The following is an 18,866-nucleotide window of genomic DNA, read 5'->3' on the forward strand; positions in this document are numbered from 1 at the left end:
ATGGCTCATGGTAGAACATTATGCAGATTGACAGAGGGAACGACTCACGTATGACCGGACAGATCATTTACAGCGTTAAAGGCGAGAGCGACGAACTCAAGGCGGCGGTCGCCAGCGCTCAGGCCACCTTCAAGTTCTTCTGGCGCGAGCTGTCTTGGGAGGCACGCAGAATCGTCAAAAGCCTGGACATTGCGGCGGTCAAAATGTCTTTCGTGCTGGACGCCGACGACCCCGACATCCCTGCCGTCGAAAACATGTGGGTCACCGACATCGAGTTTGACGGGGAGTTCATCAGCGGCCAGTCAGCGACAGTGAGTGAAAACCAGGCGTAGGACCGGCTTTAGCCGGGAAAGCGTCAGGTGTCAGACCGCAAGATCGATGGCGTTCAAACTGGCCTCCTCCCGGCTGAAGCCGGTCCTACCTAACCGCCGCGTGCAGTCAGTGAAATCGAGTCTGTGCTCGAATGCAGGACTGGCTTCAGCCGGGAAGCCTGCCGATTGAATGCCGCGTGCGCGCTACTCAAAGCAACGTCGCCCCCGGCCACTCCCGCTTCTCCACCAGCTCCCTCACCACATCCCGAATCACCACCCTCACCGCCAGCGCCGCAGGCGACAGTTCGTCGTCCGGCAAACTGGCCAGGGTGTTGCGGCGCATCAGGTGCTTCTCGTGGATCTGCACCACACATAATCCCGACCCGGCAAAACGTGCCGCTGCGGCGCCGGGCTGAAGGGTGGCGGCGACGCCGTGGCGCACCACGTCCATCAAGGTCGCCAGTCCGTCGATTTCCATCGCCACGTTCAAGGCCATGCCGGCCGCTTCGAAAGCGTTCGCGAGGGTGGCGCGCAAGCCATGGCCGCTGCTCGGCAGCACCAGGGGAATGTCGCCGATCTGCGCAAGGCTGAGGGTGTCGCCGGGCGGGATGCCGGGGAAGCCCGGGGCGTGCAGCAGGGTCACGGCTTCGTCGAGCAGGGGAATCAGGGTCCAGCGCCGGGCGATGTCGGCCTGGAACACCACGGCAAGGTCCAGTTGTCGTGCATTGAGCTGGCTGGCGAGGTAGCCGGAGAGCATCTCCACCAGATGCAGCTGGATATCTGGATAACGCGCGCGCATCGCTTCGATCAGCGGCAAGGCCAGGACGCTGGCCGTGGTCGGTGGCAGGCCGACGCTGACGTAGCCGCGCATGCGCCCGCGTTGCGCGGCCTGCACGGCGGCGTCTGCCTGGCGCAGGGTCAGTTGCGCGTGGTGCAAAAACGCAAGGCCCGCCGCCGTCGGGCTGACGCCAGTGGAGGTGCGGTTAAGCAGGCGCGTGGCCAGTTCGGCTTCGAGCTTGCTCATCTGCTGGCTCAACGCGGACGTACCGACATTCAATTCCAGGGCGGCGCGCCCCAGGCTGGTCATCTCGACGACTTTGACGAAGTAGCGAAGTTGGCGCAGTTCCACAGGGGGGCCTCGTTGAGGTACGCGGTGATACGCCAGCTGCATGCTGCAGACAGCCAGCCAGCCAGCCAGCGTTCGAAAGTTGAGCATTGTCGAGCAGCCTAACCCTTTACTAAAACTTAAGCCCCCTCGCCTTAACCCGCCTTTCGGCCCGCGGCGCCTGTCCCTACTGTTCATCACCGCCAGTTGCACTCTGTCCAGCGCTGGCGTGACGAGGAGTGATGATGGTTGACGTTTTGGTGATTGGCGGCGGCAACGCGGCCCTGTGCGCCGCGCTGATGGCCCGGGAGGCCGGTGCCAGCGTGATGCTGCTCGAAGGTTCGCCCAAGGTGTGGCGCGGCGGCAATTCCCAGCACACCCGCAACCTGCGCTGCATGCACGATGGACCGCAAGATGTGCTGATCGACGCCTATCCGGAAGAAGAGTATTGGCAGGACCTGCTCAAGGTGACCGGCGGCCTGACCGATGAAAAACTCGCGCGCATCGCCATTCGGGCCTCTGCCAGCTGCCGCGACTGGATGCGCTCCCACGGCGTGCATTTCCAGCCGCCGTTGTCGGGCGCCCTGCACGTGGCGCGCACCAACGCGTTTTTCATGGGCGGCGGCAAAGCGCTGATCAACGCCTATTTTCGCAGCGCCGAACGTCTGGGCATCCAGATTCGCTACGACGCCCAGGTCACCGACATCGAGATGAAGGACGGCGCATTCGTTGCCGCCCACATCGGTGAGCGGGAGGTGGACGGACAGCGGCTCCCCGCTGAGCGCATCGAAGCGCGGTCCTGCGTCATGGCGGCGGGCGGTTTCGAATCCAACCGTGAGTGGCTGCGCGAAGCCTGGGGCCAGAACGAGCGCGGCGAATGGCCGTCGGACAATTTCCTGATTCGCGGCACACGCTTTAACACCGGGGTCCTGCTGCGGCGTATGCAGGACCTCGGCGCTGACATCATCGGCGACCCGACCCAGGCGCACATGGTTGCCATCGACGCCCGCGCTCCGCTGTATGACGGCGGCATCTGCACACGTATCGACTGCGTGTCCCTGGGCGTGGTGGTCAACCGCGACGGTGAACGTTTCTACGACGAGGGCGAGGATTTCTGGCCCAAGCGCTATGCGATCTGGGGACGTCTGGTGGCCGGTCAGCCGAACCAGCAAGCGTTCTCGATTATCGACCAGCAAGCCATTGGCCGCTTCATGCCGCCGGTGTTCCCGGGCACCAAAGCCGACACGCTGGAAGCGCTGGCCCGCTTGCTCAATCTGCCGGAAGCCACCTTCGTCAAGACCGTCGAGGACTACAACCGGGCCTGTCAGGTGGGCACTTTCGACCATACCGCCCTGGATGACTGCCACACCGAGGGCCTGACGCCGACCAAGACCCATTGGGCCCGCCCCTTGGTCAAGCCGCCGTTTTATGCCTACCCGCTGAAACCGGGGGTGACGTTCACCTACCTGGGGCTGGCGACCGACGAAACCGCCGCGGTGCACTTTCAGGGCAAGCCCAGCCCCAACCTGTTTGTCGCCGGCGAGATGATGGCCGGCAACGTGTTGGGCAAGGGCTACACCGCTGGCATCGGCATGGCCATCGGCACTGCGTTCGGCCGTATCGCCGGCGTGCAGGCTGCCGCCTCCGCGGGCTTCGGTCCCTCTTCAATGAAATCGGAACGCCGACATGCAACTGTTTGATCCAAAGACATCGAGTGCCTTGATCCCGGTCCTCAACCTGCAGGAAAGCGAAGTCGAGCGGCAGATGACCATCTGCAATGCCTGCCGCTACTGCGAGGGATTTTGTGCGGTTTTCCCGGCAATGACCCGCCGCCTTGAGTTCGGCAAGGCTGACATTCATTACCTGGCGAACCTGTGCCACAACTGCGGGGCGTGCCTGTCGGCCTGCCAATACGCCGCCCCTCACGAGTTCGCGGTCAATGTGCCCAAGGCCATGGCCAAGGTGCGTCTGGACACCTACGCCGAATACGCGTGGCCCCAGGCGCTGGGCACGTTGTATCAGCGCAACGGCCTGACCCTGGCGTTGGCGTCCGGCGCGGGGCTGGCGTTTTTCCTGTGCCTGACGCTGATGGTCATGGGCAACCTGTTCACCGCCATGCCAGGCGGCAACTTCTACGGGATCTTCCCGCACAACACCCTGGCCCTGATGTTCGGCGCGGTGTTCGGCTTTGCCGTGCTGGCGCTGGGCATCGGCGTTCGGCGATTCTGGCGCAATGTGTCGCCCGCACAATCGACGCTGCCGTTGAAAGCCAGCGCTGCGCTGGAAGCGACGGCCAACGTCGCCCAGCTCAAATACCTGGACGGCGGCCATGGCGAAGGGTGTAACAACGCCGACGACAAATTCACGTTATGGCGGCGACGTTTCCACCACCTGACCTTCTACGGCTTCATGCTGTGCTTCGCCGCCACCGGCACGGCGACGCTGTATCACTACTTGCTCGACTGGTCGGCGCCCTACCCGATTTTCAGCCTGCCGGTGATGCTCGGCGTGGCCGGTGGCATAGGCCTTTTGGTGGGCCCGGCCGGGCTGCTGTGGATGAACCTTCGGCGCAACCCGGACCAGGGTGATGAGAAACAGAAACCCATGGACCGCGGCTTCATCGCCCTGTTGCTGCTGGTCAGCGGCAGCGGTCTGGCCCTGCTGGCGTTCCGCGAAAGCAGCGCGCTGGGCCTGTTGCTGGCCATCCATCTGGGACTGGTCATGGCCTTCTTCCTGACCATGCCTTACAGCAAGTTCGCCCACGGCATCTTCCGCAGCGCCGCATTGCTCAAGTATTCCATCGAAAAACGTCAGCCGAATCCGATCAACGCGGGCAGCGACTGAGGCCCGCAACACCGATGCACACGCGTTGCACACTCCATAAAAACAAAGAGTCTCGATTAGCCATGAACAGCACCCCCACCACCGAAGCCACGCGGTCGCGCGCCTCGAAAGTCGGCGCCATCATCCGCGTCACCAGCGGCAACTTTCTCGAACAGTTCGACTTCTTTCTGTTCGGGTTCTACGCCACCTACATCTCGCAGACGTTCTTCCCGGCCAGCAGCGAGTTCGCCTCGCTGATGATGACCTTCGCCGTGTTCGGCTCGGGTTTTCTGATGCGTCCGCTGGGGGCCATCGTGCTGGGCGCGTACATCGACAAAGTCGGGCGCCGCAAAGGCCTGATCGTGACGCTGGCAATCATGGCCTGTGGCACGGTGCTGATCGCGCTGGTGCCGGGTTACGCCACCATTGGCGTCGCCGCACCTGTACTGGTGCTGCTCGGACGGTTGTTGCAGGGCTTTTCGGCGGGGGCTGAGCTGGGTGGCGTGTCGGTGTACCTCGCCGAAATCGCGACCCCGGGCCGCACCGGCTTCTACACCAGTTGGCAGTCCGCCAGCCAGCAGATCGCGATCATCCTCGCCGCCGCGCTGGGCTACGGCATCAGTTCCTATCTGCAGGCCAGCGAAATCGCCGCGTGGGGCTGGCGGATTCCGTTCTTCATCGGTTGCGTGATCATCCCGTTCATCTTCGTGATCCGTCGCTCCCTTGAGGAAACCGAAGCGTTCAAGCGCCGTCTGCACCATCCCAGCACCCGCGAAGTGTTTCGTTCGATGCGCGAGAACTGGCGCACGGTGTTGGCCGGCGGGTTGCTGGCGTCGATGACCACCACAACGTTTTACCTGATCACCGTCTATACGCCGACCTTCGGCAGGACCGTGCTGCACCTGAGCACCACTGACAGCCTGGTGGTCACGCTGTTTGTCGGCCTGACCAACTTCATCTGGCTGCCCATCGGCGGCGCATTGTCTGACCGCATCGGGCGTCGGCCGCTGTTGCTGGGGATTTCACTGCTGTGCATCTTCACCGCCTACCCGGCGATGCACTGGCTGGCGGAAGCGGCAAGCTTCGAGCGGCTGCTGGCGGTCTTGCTGTATTTCTCGTTCTTCTTCGGCATGTACAACGGCGCGATGGTGGCGGCGCTGACCGAGGTCATGCCCCAGGAAGTGCGGGTGGTCGGGTTCTCGCTGGCCTTCAGCCTGGCGACGGCGGTGTTCGGCGGATTCACGCCGGCGATGTCGACGTTTCTGGTGCAGGCCACGGGCGACAAGGCTTCTCCGGCGTTCTGGCTGATGTTTGCGGCGATCTGTGGATTTGGCGCGACGCTGGTGCTGTACCGGCAGCGCCGGGCGCTGCCGGCCGGGGCGTTGTAATAACCGCCCTGCTCCCCTTTGAGGCTCTTCATCACCGAGCGCCCCACTGCGGAGCAATGCCGTGCAGACCACTGCCAGCGAAGGCCATCAATACGGGCGGAATTTACTTGGCACGCTTATTTCATGGTCAAAACAAACGGCAAGCCGGACCCTGGTCCTTAAGTCTCGTCCACATACGCGCCTCGAATGCGCCAGGTATCGAAGCCTGATCGACCCCTACCGGGTTGATCGGGCTTTTTTTATGGATGCTGTCCATGCCGAACTTTTTGACTCCCGACCTGCGCCCCACCGTTCACGTCGGCTTCCTGCTCTCGACCGAAGGCACCTACCGGCGCATGGGCCGCAGCGCCTTGCTCGGTTTGCAGGACGCGCTGGCCGAAGTCAACGCCGACGCCCGCCGCCGCGTGCAACTGGAGGCCATCTGCGTCGACCCCCAAGGCGATCCAGCCGGCTACAGCAGCGGCGTTGCCCAATTGCTGGGTGCGGGCGTCCGGCACATCTTCGGCACCACGCTGTCGGCGAGTCGCAAGGAAATCATCCCGGACCTGGACCAGCACGGTGCGCTGCTCTGGTATTCGAGCCCGTACGAAGGCTACGAAAGCAGCGAAAACGTGTTGTACCTCGGCGGATGCCCGAACCAGACGCTGTTGCCGCTGTTGCGCTACGCCTTGAGCCAGTTCGGTCGGCGGGCGTTTCTGCTCGGTTCCAACTACGTCTGGGGCTGGGAAAGCAACCGCATTGCCCGGGAAGTGCTGGAAGCCAACGGCGCCGAAGTGCTCGGGGAAAAGTACTGGCACCTGGGCGCGACTGGCTTCGACACGCTGATAGAAGGGCTGATTCAGGACCCGCCCGCGTTCGTGCTCAACAACCTGGTGGGGGAATCGTCCTACGCCTTTCTGCAGCAACTGGATCGTGCGTGCCAGCGCCAAGGCCTGCGCCTGCCGGTGCTCAGCTGCAACCTGACCGAAGCGGAGCTCGATGGGGTCGGTCCGATGCAGGCGCTGCGGCTGCTGTCCTGCGGGCCGTTTTTTGAAACGCTTGACCCCGCGTTTTGCGAGGGTCAGCAGCGCCATGGCCCGCGCATCTGTTCGCACTATTACACCAGCGCCTACACGTCGCTACGGGTGTTCGCCGACGCTTTGCACGCCAGCGAGGATGCATCGCCCAAGGCGATTTGCGAGCACCTTTACGGCCACCCGGTCGCCAGCGTGCTCGGCACTGTCAGTCTGTCGGCGCGCAATCATCACAGCGCGCTGGCCAGTCATATCGCTGAACTGCGCGATGGGCGCTTCCAGGTTGTGCAATCGGCGCCTCACCCCATTGCCGCCGACCCTTATCTCACTGTTACGGATGTACACGCCGATGGGGTCGACCGACACGCCACCCCGGCACCGCGCTTGAGGATCGTCAAATGAACACACGCGCCTTTCCTGCTTTCGACCAGGGTCACTTGCTGCTGATCGACTGCGATGAACGCAGTCAGGCCAATCTGGGCAAGAGCCTTCAACGCCTGGGTATCCACTCGCAAGCGCTGGATCACGATGGACCGTGTGACACCCAAGGCTGTTTCGCGGCGATCCTTGAAATCGAACATTTCGCCAGCCCCCTCGCCGTTGAGGCGCTGAATGCGGCCAGCATTCCCATCGTTGCGCTGACGGCCCACGAAACCCTGTCGCAGATCCAGCGGGCGCTGCAGCTTGGCGCCACGGCATTGCTCAACAAACCCATCAGCCAGGGCTCGGTGTACACCACGCTGATGATGGCGGTGGGATTGCGCGAGCGGCAGCGCGCCGATGCCGAACGGCTCAACGATTTGCAACAGCGCCTGGCACTGCGTCCGCTCATGGCCCAGGCCCTGGCGCGCTTGATGGTGACCCAGCGCATCAACGAGGCGACGGCTTACGAGCGTTTGCGCAGTCTGTCGATGCAGCTCAACCGGCCGATCGAAACACTGTGCGTCGACCTCCTCGCGGCGCGGGACGAGGACCGCGCATGAACACCCTCAAGGCCCTCTTGCGTCGACCGGCCGTGGCGGTTTCGCTGCTGTTTATCGTCACCGTGGTGCTGCTCGCGGCGCTGGCCCCGTGGATAAGCCCCTTCGACCCGGACGAGCAATTCGTCGAAGGCCTGACCCTGGAAGGCGCACCGATGGCCCCGGCGACGCCGTACTGGATGGGCACCGACCTGCTCGGCCGGGACCTGCTGTCGCGGTTGATTTTCGGCGCGCGCACCTCGCTGTTCATTGGCGTGCTGGCCAACGGGCTGGCGGTGCTGATCGGCACACTTGTGGGCCTGACCGCCGGCTTTGTGCGCGGCTGGCTCGGCAGCGCGTTGATGCGCCTGACCGACTTGATGATGGCCTTCCCCGCCCTGCTGCTGGCGATTGCCCTGTCGGCGATTTTCCAGCCCAGCGTGTGGATCGTTGCCATGGTCATCGCGATGGTCAACTGGGTGCAGATCGCCCGGGTGATTTACGCGGAAACCGTGGCGCTGAGTGCGCGGGATTTCGTCGCCGTAGAGCGCACCCTCGGCGCCAGTTCCCTGCGCATCCTGTTCTCCCATCTGTTGCCCCATCTGCTGCCGACCATTCTGGTGTGGGCGACGCTGGGCATTTCCACCACCGTTTTGCTGGAAGCCACCTTGTCGTACCTGGGCGTGGGCGTGCAGCCACCGACGCCGAGCTGGGGCAACATCATTTTCGAGAGCCAGACGTACTTCACCTCCGCGCCTTGGCTGGTATTCATTCCGGGCGCGGCGATCATCCTCTTGTCTCTGGCGTTCAACCTGGTCGGCGACGCCCTGCGCGACGAACTCGACCCCACACTCAAGGGGCGTCGCTGATGCTGCCGTTCATTTGCCGCCGGGTCGGTTACGCGCTGCTGATTCTGCTCGGCGTGACCTTCATCACCTACCTGTTGCTGTTCCTGCTGCCTGCCGACCCGGCGCGGCAAATCGCCGGGCGCAGCGCGACCCCTGAAGTGGTCGCGGCGATTCGGGCGCAACTGGGGCTGGACCTGCCCTTCTATCAGCAATACCTGAGTTACCTGGGCAACCTGCTCCACGGCGACCTTGGCCGCTCCTACATCCAGCGCACCGCCGTGAGTGAACTGATCGGCGCGCGACTGCGGCCTTCACTAGAACTGATGGCAGCCGGCATCGGCTTCGAGCTGTTGATCGGCATCAGCCTGGGCATGCTCGCGGCGCTCAAACGCGACAGCTTCGCCGACAAGCTGCTCATGGCGTTTTCCTTCGTCGGCGTGTCGGCGCCGCAATTCATCGCCGCGATGCTGTTTCTGTACTTCTTCGCCGTGCAACTGGGCTGGTTCCCCCTGGGCGGCTATGGCGGCGCCAGCCATTTGATGCTGCCGGCGCTGACCCTCGGGCTCCTCGGCAGTGGCTGGTACTCGCGCATGGTCCGCTCTTCGATGATCGAAGTGCTGCATCAGGACTTCATCCGCACCGCACGGGCCAAGGGCCTGAGCCGGGTGCGGATCGTGTTCGTGCACGTGCTGCCCAACGCGATCGTGCCGGTGATCCCGATGATCGGCATCGACATCGGCGTGTTCATGGGCGGGCTGGTGGTGGTCGAGTCGGTGTTCGGCTGGCCGGGCATCGGTCAGCTCGCCTGGCAGTCGATCCAGCAAGTCGACATCCCGGTCATCGTAGGCGTCACCACGCTGTCGGCGGTGGCCATCGTGCTGGGCAACCTGCTGGCGGATCTGATGATCCCCCTGGTAGACCCGCGCATCGACATCAAGCAGCACTGAATCCATCAACACAACGGGGCACAACAATGAAGATCAACGCGCTGACCCTGGCCGTGGCGGCCACGCTGTTTACCACGCCACTGTGGGCCGACACGCCGAAAAGCGGCGGCGATGTGGTGGTGACCTACCAGAACGATGTCGCGACGCTGGACCCGGCGATTGGCTACGACTGGCAGAACTGGTCGATGATCAAAAGCCTGTTCGGCCGCCTGATGGACTACAAACCCGGCACCACCGAGCTGGTGAAAAGCCTCGCCGAGGACTACAGCATTTCCCCGGACGGGCTGGTCTACAGCTTCACCCTGGTCAAGGGCGTGAAATTCCAGAACGGCCGTGAGCTGGTCGCCAATGACGTCAAGAATTCCCTGGAGCGCACCGTCAACCCGAAAACCCAGAGCCCGGGCGCCGGTTTCTTCAGCTCCATCGTCGGTTATGAAGACGTAACCGGCGGCAAGACCACCACCCTCAGCGGCATCAAGGTGGTCGACGACCAACACCTGACCATCACGCTGAGCGCACCGAACGCGACCTTCCTGCACATCATGGCCATCAACTTCGCCTCGGTGGTGCCCAAGGAAGCGGTGGAGCAATGGGGCGCCGACTTTGGCAAACACCCGGTGGGCAGCGGCGCGTTCAGCCTGGCCGAGTGGAAACTGGGGCAGAAGCTCGAACTGGTGAAGAACCCGAATTACTTCCAGAAGGGCCTGCCCTACGTCGACAAGATCACCTTCGAAATCGGCCAGGACCCGACCGTTGCGCTGTTGCGCCTGAACAAGGGCGAAGTGGACATTGCCGGCGACGGCGTGCCGCCCGCGCAGTTCCTGCAGTTCAAGAACGACCCGGCCTCCAAACAATTGCTGGTCACCGGCAATCAGTTGCAGACCGGCTACGTGACGCTGAAAACCACCCTGCCGCCGTTCGACAATCTCAAGGTGCGCCAGGCCATCAACATGGCCATCAGCAAGGAACGCATCGTGCGCATCATCAACGGGCGCGCAGTGCCGGCGAACCAACCGCTGCCGCCGGCGATGCCCGGTTATGACACCCAGTACAAGGGTCTGCCCTACGACGTCGAAGGTGCGAAAAAGCTGCTGGCCGACGCCGGTCTGGCCAAGGGTTTCGACACCGAGCTGTACGTGATGAACACCGACCCGCAGCCGCGCATCGCCCAGTCGATCCAACAGGACCTGGCCAAGGTCGGCATCCGCGTGCAGATCAAATCCCTGGCCCAGGCCAACGTGATTGCCGCCGGCAGCTCCAAAGATCAGGCGCCGATGGTGTGGTCCGGCGGCATGGCCTGGATCGCCGACTTCCCGGATCCGTCGAACTTCTACGGCCCGATTCTCGGTTGCACCGGCGCGGTGGAAGGCGGCTGGAACTGGTCGTTGTACTGCAACAAGGCGCTGGATGAACGCGCCGCCAAAGCCGACGCCATGGCCCGCCCGGAACAACAGGCCGAGCGCACCGAGGCCTGGAAGAAGATCTTCACCGACGCCATGGCCGATGCGCCGTGGGTGCCGATCTTCAACGAGCAACGCTTCACCGTGCGTTCCAAGCGCATGGGCGGCGACGACGCGCTGTACGTCGACCCGGTCCACGTGCCGGTCAACTATGACTACATCTGGGTGAAGTGATGTCGCGCTGGCCTGCTCCCGGTAAACGCCGGGTCACAGGCCATCACGCCTTGCCCCTTAGCAACGAGGACCGCACCCATGTGCCAGAACTGCCTGGTCAAGACCATTCACAGCGTCAGCAGCCACTTCGGCTGGGACCGCAGCTTTACCCCGGTCGAGCGCGTGGCGCCCGGCACCACCCTGCAGATGAACTGCCGGGATTCGTCCAACGGCTATTTCACTGCGCAATCGCAAGTGGCCGACGTCAGCGTCATGCCCTTCGACCAGATCAATCCGGTCACCGGACCGATCTACGTCGAGGGTGCCGAACCCGGTGACATCCTGAAAATCACCCTGGACAGCTTCAAGCCCGGCGGCTTCGGCTGGACCGCCAACATTCCCGGCTTCGGCCTGCTCGCCGATCAGTTTCAGGCGCCTGCGTTAGCGCTGTGGCACTACGACACGCAGACCCTCGCCCCCGCCGCCTTCGGTGATTTCGCCAAAGTGCCGCTCAAGCCGTTCGCCGGCACCGTCGGCGTAGCGCCGGCCGAAGCCGGGCTGCATTCTATCGTGCCGCCGCGCCGGGTCGGCGGCAATCTGGACATCCGCGACCTGGCGGCCGGCAGCATCTTGTACCTGCCGGTGGAAGTCGCCGGCGCGCTGTTTTCCATCGGCGATACCCACGCGGCCCAAGGCGATGGCGAGGTCTGCGGCACCGCCATCGAGAGCGCCATGGATGTGGTGGTCACGCTCGACCTGATCAAGCAAACGCCCTTGGCCACGCCGCGTTTCAGCACCCCCGGCCCAGTGACGGGGCACCTGGACAGCGCCGGCTACGAAGCCTTCACCGGCATCGGCCCGGACCTGATGCAAGCCGCCCGCCAGGCCGTCGCCAACACCATCGACTGGCTGTGCCGCGAGCACCGCATGCCGGCGGAGCAGGCCTATATGCTGTGCTCGGTGTGCGGCGATATGCGCATCAGCGAAATCGTCGACCTGCCGAACTGGGTGGTGTCGTTCTACTTTCCGAAAGTGGTGTTCCAGTGAAGCCAGCCGAGCAGCCGAGTCTGTCGGTGGAGCGGCTGAGCATCGACGTCGGTGGCGGCGCGTCACGGCGTCGGGTGGTCGATGAGTTGAGTTTCGTCCTGTATCCGCGCCGCACCCTGTGCATCGCCGGCGAATCGGGCAGCGGCAAATCGCTGTCGTCCCTGGCGATCATGGGCCTGCTGCCCAAGGCGGCCAGCGTCCCCGGTGGCGCGATCCTGTTCGACGACCGCGACCTGCTGAGCCTGCCGGAACGGGACCTGCAACGCCTGCGTGGCAAGCGCATCGGCATGATTTTTCAGGAGCCGATGACGTCGCTGAACCCGCTGCTGACTGTTGGCCAACAACTGGCGGAAACCCTGCGCCGGCATGAGGCGTTGAGTCGCGGCGAGATTCGTCAGCGCTGCCGGGCCATGCTCGACGCCGTGCGCATGCCCCAGGTGGACAAGCGCCTGACCCAATACCCCCATGAGTTATCGGGCGGTATGCGTCAGCGGGTGATGATCGCCATGGCGATGCTCTGCCAGCCGGAAATCCTCATCGCCGACGAACCGACCACCGCGCTCGATGTGACGATTCAGGCGCAGATCCTTGAGCTGATGCGCGAGTTGCAGCAGCAGTTCGCGACCAGTCTGTTACTGATCACCCACGACATGGGCGTGGTCGCCGAAATGGCCGATGAAGTGGTGGTGATGAATCAGGGCCGCATGGAAGAGCGCGGTTCGTTGCAACAGGTGTTCACCGACGCGCAGGCGCCTTACACGCGCAAATTGCTGGCCGCCGTGCCGGTGCTGGGCAGCGCGCCACCGCCTGATGTCATGACGGAACAGCCGGTGGTGCTCGCGGTCAAGGACCTTAGCGTGCGCTTTCCTCTGCGCCACGGCTGGTTCGAAACGCCGCGCACGGTGCATGCGGTCGAGGGCGTGAGTTTCGAGCTGCGTCAGGGCGAAACCCTGGGGCTGGTCGGCGAAAGCGGCTGCGGCAAATCCACCACCGGCAAGGCCTTGATGAACATGCTCAGCTATCAGGGCAGCGTCAAATTGCTCGGGCAGGAACTCAACGGTTTGCAGGGTGACGCGTTGCAGCGGGTGCGCCGCGACGTGCAGATGGTGTTCCAGGACCCGTACGCGGCGCTCAATCCGCGCAAGACCGTGTTCGATCTGGTGGGCGAGCCGCTGCTGATTCACGACAAGATGCCCGAACTCCAGCGGCGCGAGCGTGTGGCGCAACTGCTGCAGCAGGTCGATCTTCCGCGGGACACCCTCGAACGCTATCCCCATCAGTTTTCCGGCGGGCAACGCCAGCGGATCTGCATCGCCCGGGCACTGGCACTGAACCCCAAGGTGATCATTGCGGACGAATCGGTCTCGGCGCTGGACGTTTCGGTTCAGGCTCAAGTGCTGGAGCTGCTGGAACGGCTGCGCGCCGAGCATGGCCTCAGCTACCTGTTCATCTCCCACGACATGGCCGTGGTCGAACGCATCTGTCACCGCGTGGCAGTGATGTATGGCGGCCGCATCGTCGAAATCGGCGCCCGTGATCAGGTGCTGCACAACCCGCAGCATCCCTACACCCGACGTTTGCTGGCGGCCGTGCCGGTGCCGGAAGTGGGCCGGCGCCGGGATTTCAAGAGCTTGCTCAAGGAGCTGGAACGCCCCGATCCGATAAAGACAGCGGATTTTGTCGCGCCGGTGCAGCGGTTTTCGGCGGTGGCGGCAGATCACTGGGTGGCGGTGGAGTGATAACAGCAGTGACCGCTTAACGCTTTTCGCCCGTCAACGGCAGCATGCGGCGCAGGGTGTTGTCGCGGACAAGGTAATGATGAAAGAGCCCCGCTGCCGCGTGTACGCCGATCAACCTATAGCCCAGATTCCCGGCCCACTCGTGCCAGCCTTTGATTTGTCTGGCCAGATCAGGGTCGACGGACACGGGCGCGGGCAGGAAGAAGCCGAAGTACGGCATCGGCTTGCCACCCGCCGCCAGCATCAGCCAGGCCAGCACCGGTGTCGCGATCATCAGTGCGTACAGCAGCCCATGAACGAGGTGGGCCATCCCGAGTTGCCAGGTGCGAGGGGCCGGCGTGATGGGTGGCGCCTGGTACATCAGTCTGCCCAGCAAACGCAGCCAGACCAGTGCAAATATCGACAGACCGAACATGCCGTGCAGGCCTGACAACAGCGAGCGCAACGTGCTTCCTCGAGGGGCGAACCCCTTAAGCTCGATACAGGCGTAAACGCCGACGAACAACGCCAGCATCAGCCAGTGCAGGGACATCGACAGTCTGGCGTATCGGTGTGGGGTTGAGATCATGTTGGGGGCGCTCGCTGAGTGGGAGGATGTTGCTGATTTCCGCGCACCTTGAGGCCACTGTCTTAAGGCAGTCTGAAGACGCCGCGCAGGTTGCGAAAACGCCAGGCCAGGTGAATTTCTCTACCTTCAGACTTCGTTAAGAATCGACACCGATACTCCACCCCATCACCACTGGGGAGGAGCCACACCCATGCAGGGTCTGGACTGGAATAACCGATTACCACAGCACTCAATGCCGTCCGGTGCGCTGCCTCTGGATTGCCTGCCTATGGGATTCGGCACTGCGCAATCACCGCCCCTCACGCTCAATCGTGCCTTGACTCAGGAGCCACTGCGCGACGCCTACGAGACGTTCATCCAGCATCGCTTTCGCCAGGCCCACAACGCCGAGATCCGCAGCTTCATGCCGGAGCTGTTTGGACTCCACGACAACACAGGCACCCTCTGCGCCGTGGCCGGCGTGCGGGTGGCGACCTCCGGGACGCTGTTCCTGGAGCGCTACCTCGATCAGCCTGTCGAGCACATCATCGAAGCCAGTGCAGGCAGGCCCGTGGACCGTCAGGGCATCGTCGAAGTGGGCAACCTCGCCGCCAGCAACCTGGGCAGCGCGCGACTGAGCATCATCACTGTGACCTGGCTGCTCGCCATGAGCGGCCTGGAATGGGTGGCGTTCACCGGCAGCGCCGGACTGGTGAACAGCTTCAATCGCCTCGGCCTGCGACCCCTCACGCTTTGCGTTGCCGACCCTCTGCGCCTGGGTGACGACAGGCACGCGTGGGGCAATTACTACGATTCTCAACCCAGCGTGCACGTGGGAGACATCCGCGCAGGCTTCCTGCACTTGAGCAGCAGCGGCGTGTTTGAACGCTTCGGATTACCCCTGACACTGGAGGACAGCTGCCATGTCGCCTGAACTGACCGGCTTCCGCCAGCGCATCACTGATCTCGCCGCCGCGCAGCCCGATGCGTGTGCACTGTGGGGCGATGACCTGAAATTGAGCTATGCCGAGCTGGACGCAGAAATCAATCTGCGTCAGGAAAGGCTCAAGGACCTGGACGCCCGGGTCGTGGCCCTCGCCCTTGAGAATGGCCCGGACCTGCTGATCTGGGACCTGGCGATTCTGTTCGCAGGCCTGGCCTGTGTGACGCTGCCGCCGTTCTTCAGCGCCGCCCAGCGCCGTCATTGCCTGGAGCAGAGTCAGGCCGACGTGGTCATTGCTGACGACAGCTACTTTAGTGAACTCGCTCCCTCGGCATTCCGTCATGAGGAGGGATTCTGGCGGCGCGTGAACCGTCAGCCGTCGCCCCTGCCCGTCGGGACGGCAAAGCTCACCTTTACCTCTGGCACGACCGGCACCCCCAAAGGTGTCTGCCTCGACGCCGCAAGCGTACTCGCCGTGGCATTCGAGCTGCAGCGCGCCAGCGAGTCTCGCCAGCCAGCCCACCACCTTTCACTCTTGCCTCTGGCGATCCTGCTCGAAAACGTTGGCTGCTACGCCGCGCTTTACGCCGGGGCCATGCTGAGTCTGCCGAGTCAGCGAACCCTGGGCATACAAGGGGCGAGTGGCGTGGAGTTGCCGCGCCTGCTGTCGACGTTGGCGGTGCGCCAGCCCCACAGCATGATCCTGGTTCCGCAGCTGTTGCTGCTGCTGGTCAGCGCTTGCGAGATGAATGCGTTTAACCCGGCAGCGCTGCGCTTCATCGCAGTGGGCGGCGCCAAGGTCACCCATGAACTCTTGCTGCGCGCCGAAGCCCTCGGCGTTCCGATGTACGAAGGCTACGGCCTGTCGGAGTGCGCGTCGGTCGTGGCCCTCAACCGCCCCGACGCCCACCATCCCGGCAGCGTCGGCAAACCCTTGCCCCATGTGCAGATACGCCTGGCCGAAGACGGCGAGGTCCTGATTGGCGGGTCGCGGATGCTGGGATATCTCGGCGACGCGGAACCCACACCCGAGTGGTGGCCGAGCGGTGATCTCGGCGAATTCGACGCCAACGGCTACCTCTACCTTCACGGTCGCAAGAAGCATCAGTTCGTGACCAGCTATGGTCGCAACGTCAACCCTGAGTGGGTCGAGGCCGAACTGACCCAACGCGGTCGGATCGCTCAGGCGTTTGTCTACGGCGAAGCCCTGCCTCGCAATCATGCGCTGCTGTGGCCACTGCGCCCGGACACCACCGACGCGCAAATACACAGCGCCGTCGCCCAGGCCAACCAGGCGCTGCCCGACTACGCACGCGTCCACAACTGGACGCGTCTCGATCAGCCTTTCACCACCGCCAACGGCATGGCCACCGCCAACGGCCGACCCCGGCGCGACGCCATTCTGGCGAATTATCGACATCTGTTCACTGAGCCCACGCGAGCAAAGGACCTTCAATCATGAGTTTTTTCAAAGCCCTGCAAGACGCCACCCGCACCGAGCGCGAGACCTTGTTCAATCTGCCCGTCATCCATGAGGCGCTGCACGGTGAGGTCTCGCTGGAGAGCTATCGCGCCTTCCTGACCCAGGCCTACTACCACGTGCGGCACACCGTGCCATTGATGATGGCCTGTGGCGCGCGCCTGCCTGCCCGGCTGGAATGGCTGCGTGGCGCGGTCTGCGAGTACATTGAGGACGAATACGGCCACGAGCAGTGGATCCTCAACGACCTGCGCGCCTGCGGTGGCGATGCCGATGCCGTGCGTGACGGCACGCCCGGTCTGCCCATCGAGCTCATGGTCGCGTACCTCTACGATCTCATCGCGCGGGGCAACCCGGTGGGACTGTTCGGCATGGTCAACGTGCTGGAAGGCACCAGCATCGCCCTGGCGACCCATGCCGCCGGCAGCATTCAGCAGCGCCTGGCACTCCCGGCCACTGCGTTCAGTTACCTGAGTTCCCATGGCAGCCTCGATGTCGGCCACATGGAGACCTACCGCGCGCTGATGGACCGTCTCGAAGATCCGGAGGATCAGGCGGCCGTGACCAAGGCCTCGAAAGTGGTGTACGGCTTGTACACCGAGATGTTCCGTCAGTTGCCCCTCGTACACGCCGAACCCGTGAAGGAACTCGCCCATGCGTCTGTCTGAAACCCGCGTCGTCCTGACCGGGGCCAGTGGCGGCATCGGCATGGCCATTGCCCAGGCGCTGTGCAGCCATGGCGCCGAAGTGCTCGCCGTCTGCCGTCATCAGGAGCCGCTGTTGCCACTGCAACAGCAGTACCCGCATCTGTTGCACTGGGTGAAGGCCGATCTGACCACTGCCGAAGGTCGTCAGCACGTGCTGATGGCCGCGGAGGCGATGGAAGGGGTCAACCTGCTGATCAACGCCGCCGGCATCAATCATTTCGCCATGCTGGAACAGTTGCCTGGGCCCGAGATCGATTCGATGCTCGACATCAACCTGAACGCGCCGATTCAGCTCACCAGCCTGTTATTACCGCTGCTGCGCCAGGCCAGCCGCGCCATGGTGGTGAACGTCGGTTCGACCTATGGCTCGATCGGCTATGCCGGTTACGCCACGTATTGCGCGAGCAAGTTTGCGCTGCGGGGGTTTTCCGAAGCCCTGCGCCGTGAGCTGGCGGATACGCGGGTCGGCGTGTTGTACGTCGCCCCGCGCGCCACCCGCACGACGATGAACAGTCCCGCCGCGCGCGCGCTCAACTCTGCACTGAAAACCGCCGAGGACGATCCGCAGACGGTCGCCGCCGCCGTTGTCCGTGCGATCGTGGGTAATCAGCGCGAGCTTTATATGGGCTGGCCAGAACAGTTCTTCGTCCGCCTCAACAGCCTGCTGCCCGCCGTGGTGGACCGTGGGCTGCGCAAGCACTTGCCCCTCATTCGCCGACTCAGTAGCGCCCCCTTCGACAAGAGCACCAAACCATGAAACGTCTACTCGTCGTACTGCTCGCCACACTCGCCCTGCCCGTGTGGGCACTGGATGCCCCTGACCAGCAACGCCTGACCGGGATTCAGCAGGAGTGGGCGCGAATTCAATACCAGTTGCCGGACGATCAGCGCGTTGCTGCATTCGAACAGTTGGCCGCCAAGTCCTCCGCTTTTACCCAGCAGCGTCCCGCCGTCGCCGAGGCATGGATCTGGTCGGGCATTGTCACCAGCAGTTGGGCCGGTGCCCAGGGCGGGCTCGGTGCGTTGAGCAAGGTGAAAACCGCGAAAGCCGATCTCGAAAAAGCCATGACGCTGGACCCCAATGCCTTGCAAGGCTCCGCCTACGCCAGCTTGGCGGCGCTGTACGATCGCGTGCCGGGATGGCCGATCGGGTTCGGCGACCCGGATAAGGCACAAGGACTGCTGGAGCAGGCGCTGAAACTCAATCCTGACGGCATCGATCCGCTTTATTTCTGGGGCGATCATCTCTACCGCCAGGGCCACTACGCTCAGGCGAAGGCAGCGCTGGAAAAGGCTTTGCTCGCCGCACCCCGCCCCGGCCGCGAAGTGGCGGACAGTGGACGCCGTAAAGATATCCAGCTATTGCTGGTGGACGTAAACAAAAAACTGAAATGAC

18 protein-coding genes are annotated in these 18,866 nt (G+C 63.7%); 16 read left to right on the plus strand and 2 right to left on the minus strand.

Annotated elements, in window-relative coordinates; genetic code table 11:
- Positions 1–50: 50 nt before the first annotated feature.
- Positions 51–332 carry a DUF2314 domain-containing protein gene (locus IFT47_RS07230; protein ID WP_192172594.1) on the plus strand — a complete coding sequence of 94 codons (282 nt, stop codon included), beginning with the start codon at positions 51–53 and terminating at the stop codon, positions 330–332.
- A 187-nt stretch (positions 333–519) separates the two neighbouring features.
- Here the strand turns inward: IFT47_RS07230 and IFT47_RS07235 are convergent, their stop codons facing one another.
- Entirely contained in the window at positions 520–1,440 is a 921-nt protein-coding gene (locus IFT47_RS07235) for a LysR substrate-binding domain-containing protein (RefSeq protein WP_192172593.1), read from the minus strand.
- A gap of 221 nt (positions 1,441–1,661) precedes the next feature.
- Between IFT47_RS07235 and tcuA the strand changes: the two genes are divergently transcribed.
- The 10 genes from tcuA (at position 1,662) to IFT47_RS07285 (ending at position 13,793) form a co-directional block, all read left to right on the plus strand.
- Positions 1,662–3,116 carry an FAD-dependent tricarballylate dehydrogenase TcuA gene (gene tcuA / locus IFT47_RS07240; RefSeq protein ID WP_192172592.1) on the plus strand — a complete coding sequence of 485 codons (1,455 nt, stop codon included), beginning with the start codon at positions 1,662–1,664 and terminating at the stop codon, positions 3,114–3,116.
- Positions 3,103–4,260: a tricarballylate utilization 4Fe-4S protein TcuB gene (tcuB, locus tag IFT47_RS07245; protein WP_192172591.1), complete on the plus strand. Its 1,158-nt coding sequence runs from the start codon at positions 3,103–3,105 to the stop codon at positions 4,258–4,260. Before tcuA ends, tcuB begins: the two co-directional genes overlap by 14 nt.
- Positions 4,261–4,322: 62 nt before the next feature.
- On the plus strand, positions 4,323–5,627 hold the full coding sequence (gene tcuC / locus IFT47_RS07250; RefSeq protein ID WP_192172590.1) for an MFS transporter: 1,305 nt from the start codon (positions 4,323–4,325) through the stop codon (positions 5,625–5,627).
- Between the two features lie 254 nt (positions 5,628–5,881).
- Positions 5,882–7,042 carry a transporter substrate-binding protein gene (locus tag IFT47_RS07255; protein WP_192172589.1) on the plus strand — a complete coding sequence of 387 codons (1,161 nt, stop codon included), beginning with the start codon at positions 5,882–5,884 and terminating at the stop codon, positions 7,040–7,042.
- Entirely contained in the window at positions 7,039–7,623 is a 585-nt protein-coding gene (locus tag IFT47_RS07260; protein ID WP_192172588.1) for an ANTAR domain-containing response regulator, read from the plus strand. Before IFT47_RS07255 ends, IFT47_RS07260 begins: the two co-directional genes overlap by 4 nt.
- Positions 7,620–8,468, plus strand: coding sequence for an ABC transporter permease (locus IFT47_RS07265; RefSeq protein ID WP_192172587.1), 849 nt, complete (start codon positions 7,620–7,622; stop codon positions 8,466–8,468). Before IFT47_RS07260 ends, IFT47_RS07265 begins: the two co-directional genes overlap by 4 nt.
- Positions 8,468–9,394 (plus strand): ABC transporter permease, encoded by a 927-nt coding sequence (locus IFT47_RS07270; RefSeq protein ID WP_192172586.1) that lies wholly within the window; start codon positions 8,468–8,470, stop codon positions 9,392–9,394. Before IFT47_RS07265 ends, IFT47_RS07270 begins: the two co-directional genes overlap by 1 nt.
- A 26-nt stretch (positions 9,395–9,420) precedes the next feature.
- The gene (locus IFT47_RS07275; protein ID WP_192172585.1) at positions 9,421–11,028 is read left to right on the plus strand and encodes an ABC transporter substrate-binding protein; all 1,608 of its coding nucleotides are present in this window, start codon (positions 9,421–9,423) and stop codon (positions 11,026–11,028) included.
- Between the two features lie 78 nt (positions 11,029–11,106).
- Positions 11,107–12,054, plus strand: a complete 948-nt coding sequence (locus tag IFT47_RS07280; RefSeq protein ID WP_192172584.1) for an acetamidase/formamidase family protein — start codon at positions 11,107–11,109, stop codon at positions 12,052–12,054.
- Entirely contained in the window at positions 12,051–13,793 is a 1,743-nt protein-coding gene (locus IFT47_RS07285; RefSeq protein WP_192172583.1) for a dipeptide ABC transporter ATP-binding protein, read from the plus strand. The genes IFT47_RS07280 and IFT47_RS07285 overlap by 4 nt, the downstream gene beginning before the upstream one ends.
- 16 nt (positions 13,794–13,809) lie before the next feature.
- Here IFT47_RS07285 and IFT47_RS07290 read toward each other — a convergent pair whose 3' ends face one another.
- Positions 13,810–14,361, minus strand: a complete 552-nt coding sequence (locus IFT47_RS07290) for a cytochrome b (protein WP_192172582.1) — start codon at positions 14,359–14,361, stop codon at positions 13,810–13,812.
- Between the two features lie 190 nt (positions 14,362–14,551).
- Here IFT47_RS07290 and IFT47_RS07295 point away from each other — a divergent pair, with 190 nt between their 5' ends.
- The 5 genes from IFT47_RS07295 to IFT47_RS07315 are packed head-to-tail and all read left to right on the plus strand — an operon-like array spanning position 14,552 to position 18,865.
- The gene (locus IFT47_RS07295) at positions 14,552–15,274 is read left to right on the plus strand and encodes a thermostable hemolysin (RefSeq protein WP_192172581.1); all 723 of its coding nucleotides are present in this window, start codon (positions 14,552–14,554) and stop codon (positions 15,272–15,274) included.
- Complete coding sequence (locus IFT47_RS07300) at positions 15,264–16,745, plus strand: AMP-binding protein (protein ID WP_192172580.1); 1,482 nt, start codon at positions 15,264–15,266, stop codon at positions 16,743–16,745. The genes IFT47_RS07295 and IFT47_RS07300 overlap by 11 nt, the downstream gene beginning before the upstream one ends.
- On the plus strand, positions 16,742–17,431 hold the full coding sequence (locus tag IFT47_RS07305; protein ID WP_192172579.1) for a TenA family transcriptional regulator: 690 nt from the start codon (positions 16,742–16,744) through the stop codon (positions 17,429–17,431). The genes IFT47_RS07300 and IFT47_RS07305 overlap by 4 nt, the downstream gene beginning before the upstream one ends.
- Positions 17,418–18,227, plus strand: a complete 810-nt coding sequence (locus IFT47_RS07310; RefSeq protein ID WP_192172578.1) for an SDR family oxidoreductase — start codon at positions 17,418–17,420, stop codon at positions 18,225–18,227. The genes IFT47_RS07305 and IFT47_RS07310 overlap by 14 nt, the downstream gene beginning before the upstream one ends.
- Complete coding sequence (locus IFT47_RS07315; protein WP_192172577.1) at positions 18,224–18,865, plus strand: tetratricopeptide repeat protein; 642 nt, start codon at positions 18,224–18,226, stop codon at positions 18,863–18,865. The genes IFT47_RS07310 and IFT47_RS07315 overlap by 4 nt, the downstream gene beginning before the upstream one ends.
- Position 18,866 lies beyond the last annotated feature (1 nt).

The organism is Pseudomonas sp. CFBP 13711 (assembly GCF_014842265.1).
Taxonomy (GTDB): Bacteria; Pseudomonadota; Gammaproteobacteria; order Pseudomonadales; family Pseudomonadaceae; genus Aquipseudomonas.